Annotated in this window: 5 protein-coding genes; 3 read left to right on the forward strand and 2 right to left on the reverse strand. The window is 40.6% G+C overall.

Annotated elements, in window-relative coordinates; all coding sequences use genetic code 11:
• Window positions 1-2 precede the first annotated feature (2 nt).
• Together DWA30_RS07700 and DWA30_RS07705 are read left to right on the forward strand one after the other, a co-directional pair.
• A complete protein-coding gene (locus tag DWA30_RS07700; RefSeq protein ID WP_114491959.1) occupies window positions 3-1826 on the forward strand; it encodes a peptidase MATCAP family protein in 1824 nt (607 codons plus the stop codon).
• A 5-nt stretch (window positions 1827-1831) separates the two neighbouring features.
• Entirely contained in the window at window positions 1832-2875 is a 1044-nt protein-coding gene (locus DWA30_RS07705; protein WP_114491960.1) for a glutathione synthetase, read from the forward strand.
• Here DWA30_RS07705 and bshC read toward each other — a convergent pair.
• Entirely contained in the window at window positions 2872-4476 is a 1605-nt protein-coding gene (gene bshC / locus DWA30_RS07710) for a bacillithiol biosynthesis cysteine-adding enzyme BshC (protein ID WP_114491961.1), read from the reverse strand. The genes DWA30_RS07705 and bshC overlap by 4 nt on opposite strands.
• 222 nt (window positions 4477-4698) lie before the next feature.
• On the opposite strand from bshC, the gene DWA30_RS07715 reads away from it, so the two are divergent.
• Window positions 4699-7188: a M14 family metallopeptidase gene (locus tag DWA30_RS07715; protein ID WP_114491962.1), complete on the forward strand. Its 2490-nt coding sequence runs from the start codon at window positions 4699-4701 to the stop codon at window positions 7186-7188.
• 69 nt (window positions 7189-7257) lie between these two features.
• On the opposite strand, the gene DWA30_RS07720 is transcribed toward DWA30_RS07715, so the two are convergent.
• Window positions 7258-7716: helix-turn-helix domain-containing protein (locus DWA30_RS07720; protein ID WP_136073174.1), on the reverse strand; the 459-nt coding region annotated here is incomplete at its 5' end.

The following is a 7716-nucleotide window of genomic DNA, read 5'->3' on the forward strand; positions in this document are numbered from 1 at the left end:
CTATGATCAACGACCAATTATTAGATCGCGTTTGTAAGAATCTGGAAGCCGAGCTGCCAATAACCGAATCACTTCCAAAAGGCGGACTATTACACATCGATAAGTTGTTGCCCTATATATGTGTGTATCGCTATATAGAAACCGATCATTATTTTTCCGGGCTACTAAAAACACAAGGCTCTTACCTCATCGTTGAAGACTCGGTAGACATTTCGAGTTTACTCGAATGTCTTTCTACCACTATTTCCAAAAAACTGGATGCCTTCCTAATTCTCGAAATGTGGCCGGTTCGTAAAGACCATGAAGCCGAATTCGAAATCGCCTGCCCAAAAGGAAAAGCACCCGCCACCGTGCGGGCATTTAAAGATGGCATAAACGAGCTTCGCCTAATTTATCCCGAAATATCTGTGGTGGTGTCAGACACCCATGAACGACACCCGGACCGACTCCAACCTTTATTGAATATAGAGGAGTCTAAAGAAACTGGTAGTCTTATTATAGGATTGGCCGTCCCCACCATTTACCAACGACCCGAAGAAAATGAGATCTTCTCAATTTTTTATCGAAAGTTTACAACACGACTTTCAGAAATAATTAAAAGAGCTGTCTACGAATTTATTCGAGTGCAAACCGCAAATCCCTATCATCATTATTTAATGCTAGGAAAAACGAATATCGATCGCATCACCCTTGAGGCCGATGCAGCATTAGCAGAAATTAGTGAAGGGATGTCTTTCCTATTGCGTACCACTCCCGTAAACAGTACACAAGAGTGGGAAAAATTCAAAAAGAACGATTTTAAAAAAGAACCGGCCTTCAATTACCGACTTATAGCGCTAGATCCCGAATTGGAGAAGCGAAAATTATATGACATCCCTATCGATAAGGTAGATGACCCAACCCTCGCATTTATACTGCGTGACAAACGTCTGGAAATTGAAAAACAACTCACCATGCTCGAAGAAAGAGGTACCGAGAATTTTCGATTTATTGGTGAAAGTCTCTTTGGAAGCATAGAAGACGAGGTGTTAGATGGTGCTCTAAAGATTCTAGACGCCTACCCAAACGGAATAGACCCAAAAGCAGTAAAGCGCTTCGACTGTCACGAATTTGCAGAACATGCGCAAGAGGAAATTGATTACTATCAAGATAAATTCCCACAATTGGATCTCAATTTAGAAATTAGGAACGATGTGGCAGGAATAATGGTTTCTGAAACGACCTTGCTTATAAGCGACGAATTGTCCTTAGATAGTAATCGCTGCGATGCATTGGTACAGCACGAGATCGCAACACATATTTTAACGTATTGCAACGGAAGAAGCCAACCTATTAAACAAATGTATGCCGGATTTGCAGGTTATGATCAATTACAAGAAGGCCTCGCAGTGCTCGCCGAATTTTTGGTCGACGGATTAACAGTTAACCGAATGCGTTTGCTGGCCGGACGCGTTATTGCTGCAGATTCATTAGTAAATGGCAACACCTTTATTGAAACTTTCGAACGCTTGCACCAACAATACAATTTTACCGAACATACATCGTATTATATCACTATGCGTATTTATCGTGGGGGCGGACTTACAAAAGATGCTGTTTACTTGGCAGGTCTTATGAACGTTCTAGACTACCTAAAAGATGGCGGAAAGCTTGAAACGCTCTATACCGGTAAATTTAACACTAATCATGTTGCGCTAATAGAAGAGCTGCTTCACCGAGATATACTAAAAAAACCCGAACTACCTAGGTTTCTAGAACGCGATAGTGTACAACAACGCTTGCACCGACTAAGAGAAGGAGTTTCGCTAACCGAACTATTAAATTAAAACACATGAAAATAGCATTTATAATAAACGATCACGAAACCGAAAAAGGAAATTATACGACCCCGGCACTCGGTTTTGCTGCCTACAAGAGAGATCACGAGGTGTACTTTATTGGGGTAGGTGAATTGGCCTATGCAAGTAATGGTCACCTTTTAGCACGATGTAAAACAGTAAGTGGTCGTAATTTTAAAAGCCAAGAAACCTATTTTAAAGCGGTCCAGAAACAAGAATTTACACGAATTTCTTCAGCCGATCTCGATGTATTATTTCTTCGGAATGACCCTTCCGACGAGATCGATGAACGCGAATGGGCACAGAACGCAGCATTTATTTTTGGAGAGATCGCTATGCGCGATAAAGTCTTGGTCCTCAACCACCCAAGTAGTCTGGCGGGGGCCGTAAACAAAATGTATTTTCAGCATTTCCCGGAAATATTAAGACCAAAGACAATTATTACCCGCGACCAGCAAGAGATTAAAGAGTTCTTTAAAGAACAAAAGCAACGAATGATCCTCAAACCTTTGCAAGGCTCGGGCGGAAAGAATGTTTTTATGATGGATAAAAAGAATGAACACAATCTCGCTCAAACCATCGATGCAATTTGTCGTGACGGATTTGTGATTGCTCAAGAATACTTGCCAAAAGCTAAGGAAGGGGATACGCGCTTATTTCTTATGAACGGTGTGCCGCTTCAGGCTGAAAACGGGCAATATGCTATCATGCAACGTGTAAATACAAGTGGGGATATTAGAAGTAATATTCATGCCGGTGGACGACCACAAAAAGCAAAAATGACCGATAAGATCGCCGAACTTGCCGAGATCGTTCGTCCAAAATTAGTACAAGATGGAATGTTCTTGGTGGGCCTCGACATCGTAGGAGAAAAACTAATGGAGATCAATGTGTTTAGTCCCGGCGGACTCAATGTCATGGGCGATATGTACGACTGCGATTTCTCGGTACAGGTGATCAAATCTATCGAGAAGAAAGTTCAGTATAACAATACCTACGAAGATTATTTATTCAATAGCAGATTGGCTACTCTTTAAGGTTTAGGCAATCGTAATAGTGTGAACTCATGTAGCAAAGGATCCAATTGGTCCTTTAATTGGTAGAATAGTTCTTGGCCGTATTCCAAATAAAACTCAGCGAAATTCGAGTTTCGCTCTTGAAGACTTTGCTTCGGAAACAATTGATCTTGTATGGTAGTAAGGCGCTCCAGTTCATCGGTTAATTTTCGCTTTTGAGCCTTTAATAAGCGTTTTTCCAGTTTATCTAAACCGTTCAATTGCTTTTTTTCCTGAGCCGCTACGGCACCAACAAATGAAGCATCGGTCTTTTTTGCCAATTCGTACAGCGCTTTAAACTGCTGTTCCAAATGCGCACGTTGCGATGAGAAATCTATGGCAATGTCTGAGATCTTCTTGGTATGCTTCGTAGTTAATTCGTGTTGCTTCAGAAACAAATCTGATACTTCTACTTCTAATTTATCGAGTTTTTCCGAAAGTCGGTCGGGTACTAAAAGTACCGAATTCCGAAGTAAAAGAATAGGGAATACAACTTCCACCTTCTTAAAATAATCCTGTAGCTGAAACCAATAAGCCAACTCACCGCCGCCGCCAACATAACACAAATTAGGCAGTATCACCTCTTGATATAATGGTCGTAACAAAGCATTGGGTGAAAAACGTTCAGGATTCGCTTTCAGTTCGTCGAGAATTTCGTTTTGGGTAAAACTAATATCTGTTTCGGTAATAAAAAATAGATCGTCACGCTGTACAATACGTTCACGCAAGTTTTCCTTTAGATAGAACAAATTGATCTCTCGAGGATGTACTTGTTCCGGATAACCCATTTTATTCAATCTATCCGTCGTTTCTGTGATCGCACTAAAGGACAATTGTTGGTTGATCTCCTTTTCAGCAAAAGGAATAAATTGTTTCTTAAGCTCCTTATCATTACCATCGATTATTACCAGACCATAGTCCGAAAACAATGTATTTGCTATAAATCGCGTCGCTTCGGCTAACGAGGTATGTTCCAGATAGCCCTGCTTAAATATAGACAAAAGGTGTTTGGCGTTTTCGCTTTTTCCAAACTGTGCCTCGATTACTTGAAACACCTCTTCCAGCCCGACGGTTTCAAGCATTCCTACGGCTCCGCTGCTTTTGCGGTTCCATTGGATTTTCTTTCCTTTAAAATTAAAATAGTTGATCTCTTCGAAATCGTGGTCTTCTGTTGCCATCCAAAATACAGGGACCATGTACGAATTTGTATTCGATTTATTAAGCGTTTCAGCCAAGTTGATGACCGAAAATATCTTATAAAGAAAATATAACGGACCGGTAAACAAATTTAATTGGTGGCCGGTAGTTATAGTAAATGTATTCTCATTGGCTAAAGCATCGATATTTTTTTGAGTAGCTTCGGAAACTTCAGTGTTCGCATATTGTTTGTGTAACTGTTCGACCAATGCCTCACGTGAAGCATCGCTAAATTGCTTCTTTTTTTCTGAAAGCTGTGCGTTGAAGTTTGTGATTTTAGGAAACCGCTGATAAAATTGCTGTAACGCTTCTGCTTCCGATAAATAATCGGTGATCAATTTTGAATAATATCCGGTTTCGTGATAGGGAATAGTTGATCTTGGCATAAACAGCTATGAAAGTTGGAACAAAAATAAACACTTTCGTTCGTTATAATTCTAAAGATACGTTAATCTTGGATTTCCAAAAAAACACCGTAGACCGTTATTTATTCGATCTGCGGTGTCCAACAAAAATAACAACAATGTTTGTTGTCGATTTCTATATGCATTTAAATACATTTCCATCATTATTTAGTAGCTTTAGCCTTCAAATTTAAAAAACAATCCATGACGCGTTATTTTACCCTTCTATTTCTACTTGTGGCAACCACTATTACGGCTCAATTACAATCACCATCCGAATTTTTAGGCTATGAGATCGGCACTCAATTCTCACGCCACGCCGATGTGGTAGACTATTTTGATCATGTCGCTAAAAATAGCCCTATGGTAACGTTCGATACCTATGGAAAAACCAATGAACGCAGACCACTCACCTATGCCATAGTAAGTACGGCCGAAAACCTCGCAAATATAGAAACCATACGAACTAATAACCTTAAGAACATCGGAATGGAATCCGGAAATGCCAATCCGCAGACCGCCATCGTATGGCTTAGCTTTAATGTACATGGAAATGAAGCCTCAAGTACCGAGGCCGCAATGAGTACCTTATACCAACTAATTACCGAAAAACAATCCTGGCTACAAAACACGGTGGTTATTATCGATCCTTGTGTGAACCCCGACGGTCGCGATCGTTATGCCAATTGGTACAATCAAGTTAAAGCGACACCGTACAACACCGCACAGATCGCCACCGAACACAACGAACCATGGCCGGGCGGTCGTCCTAACCACTATCTTTTCGATCTTAATCGCGATTGGGCATGGGCAACACAAGTAGAAACGAGACAACGTCTTAATATCTACAACAAATGGATGCCTCATGTACATGTAGATTTTCACGAACAAGGGATAAATGAACCGTATTACTTTGCGCCTGCTGCAGAACCGTATCACGAAGCGATCACACCGTGGCAACGGGATTTTCAAACACAGATTGGTAAAAACCACGCCAAATATTTCGATCGTGAAGGTTGGTTGTTCTTTACACGAGAGCGTTTCGATCTGCTCTACCCAAGTTATGGGGACACCTACCCTACTTTTATGGGAGCCATTGGGATGACCTATGAGCAAGCAGGACATGGACGTGCAGGATTAGGGATCATGACCGATGAAGGATACGTTCTTACCTTAGTAGATCGAGTAGCACATCACACCACCACTGCCCTGTCTACAGTTGAAATTTCATCTCAAAATGCTCAAAAATTAAATGAAGAGTTTAATAAATTCTTCTCAAAAGATGATTTTAAATACAAAAGTTATGTTCTGAAAGGTGACCCGGATAAAATCATGGCACTAACGAAATTGCTCGACCTACACGAAATTAAGTATGGTTTTACCACTAGTGGTTCTGTGAGTGGCTATAATTACACAACAAACACTAAAGGCAGTATGGATGCAACCAATGCGTTGGTTGTAAGCACTAATCAGCCTAAGGGAACAATGGTAAAAGTGTTGTTCGAACCCGATGCACAACTTTCGGAACCGTTGACCTATGACATTACTGCCTGGAGTGTTCCGCACGCCTATGGCTTAGAGGCGATTGCAAGTAGTTCGTTAGTAACTGCCAATGAAAGCAATCCGTTTACTACAAATTTAGCAACTGCAGTTCCTACAGCCGCAGGATATATTGCCGAGTGGAACAGTTTAAGTGACGCTAAGTTCTTGGCAGAATTACTTTCAAACGACATCCGAGTGCGTTTTTCAGAAAAACCTTTAAGCTTTAGTGGTAAAAAGTTTAACCGAGGTAGCTTGGTGATCACGAAGAGTGATAATAGAACCAACACCGATTTTCATTCAAAATTAATTGAGATCGCAAACAAACATAAACGCGAACTCTATGCTTCTGCTACGAGTTTTGGTGATAACCTAACCGATTTTGGATCTCCAGACATTAAATTAATCAACAAGCAACGCATAGCAGTTATTCAAGGAGAAGGAACTTCTTCATTGAGCTATGGCGCCATTTGGCATTTCTTCGAACAACAACTAAATTACCCCATTACTTCTATCAATACCGATGATATTGGTCGTGCACCGCTTGAAAACTTCGATGTCATCGTTATGCCAGAAGGATGGTACGGACGTATTCTAAACGACAACGCCATCGATAAAATAAAAGATTGGGTGCGAAGTGGAGGAACGTTGATCGCCATGGGCCGCGCCGTTGGAAACTTTGAAGGAAAAGATGGCTTCGGGCTTACTAGTAACACTAAAGATGCAAAAGAGGAAGATAGTGATGACACAGCAGACGATGCCTTGACCCCATACGATCAGCGGGAGCGTGAAAGCGTCAAGAATTTCATCACCGGAAGCATCTATAAAACTTCCTTAGACAATACACACCCAATGGCCTTTGGTTATGATAACACCTACTTTACCCTAAAACTTGGGAATGACTCATACAAATTCCTCGAAAACGGTTATAACGTGGGGTATATTAAAGGGGATGCGGTGAGTGTTGCCGGCTTTTCCGGTGAAGATGCTAAAGCCGGATTGGCAAACTCCTTGGTGTTCGGTGAACATCGAATGGGAAGAGGAAGTGTAGTATACCTAGTAGACAACGTGATGTTCCGGTCGTTCTGGGAAAATGGAAAATTGCTGTTTGTAAACAGTATATTTTTTCTGAATAACAATGCATTCCGACTTTAATACCAAAAAACTAAGATACTGTAATTCGGATTAGCTTAATGTCAGTTAACATTTTTTCCGAAGAATAGGTCAATCACATTCCTTTATGCGTTTTCGATACTCTGTTGGAAGAATATTATAGCGCTTGAAGAATATTTTCGAGAAATAACTGCGGCTTTTAAATCCGATGTTATACACGATCTCCGAAATGGAATAATCGGTTGTTTTTAACAATTCGCAGGCCATATCTAATTTTAGCTCGCGTACATAAACGTTGACCGATGTGTCGAATAACGTTCTAAAACACGCCTGTAATTTTTTAGAATTTAAACCCGACTCGGTAGAAAGCGTATCGATGGTGATCGATTCAGATAGATTGTTTAATATAAAATCTTTTAATTTGTATGCTTTCTTAATATCTAACATGGAAATATCTTTAGGAAGATTCACCTTATTTACATAATTCTCATGCTCGGTTAATTGCATTGCTAAGATCAAGTTTAACTGACCTTCTAACGACAATGTTCGAATAATCCCCCCTTCGGGAAC

This window comes from Candidatus Ulvibacter alkanivorans (assembly GCF_003333325.1).
In the GTDB taxonomy this organism is placed as follows: Bacteria; Bacteroidota; Bacteroidia; order Flavobacteriales; family Flavobacteriaceae; genus Ulvibacter_A; species Ulvibacter_A alkanivorans.

What these genes read in the sequence shown, in the direction of transcription:
- DWA30_RS07705 (WP_114491960.1), top strand. Translation starts at nt 1,832, where the DNA reads ATGAAAATAGCATTTATAATAAACGATCACGAAACCGAAAAAGGAAAT.
- bshC (WP_114491961.1), bottom strand. Translation starts at nt 4,476, where the DNA reads ATGCCAAGATCAACTATTCCCTATCACGAAACCGGATATTATTCAAAA.
- DWA30_RS07700 (WP_114491959.1), top strand. Translation starts at nt 3, where the DNA reads ATGATCAACGACCAATTATTAGATCGCGTTTGTAAGAATCTGGAAGCC.
- DWA30_RS07715 (WP_114491962.1), top strand. Translation starts at nt 4,699, where the DNA reads ATGACGCGTTATTTTACCCTTCTATTTCTACTTGTGGCAACCACTATT.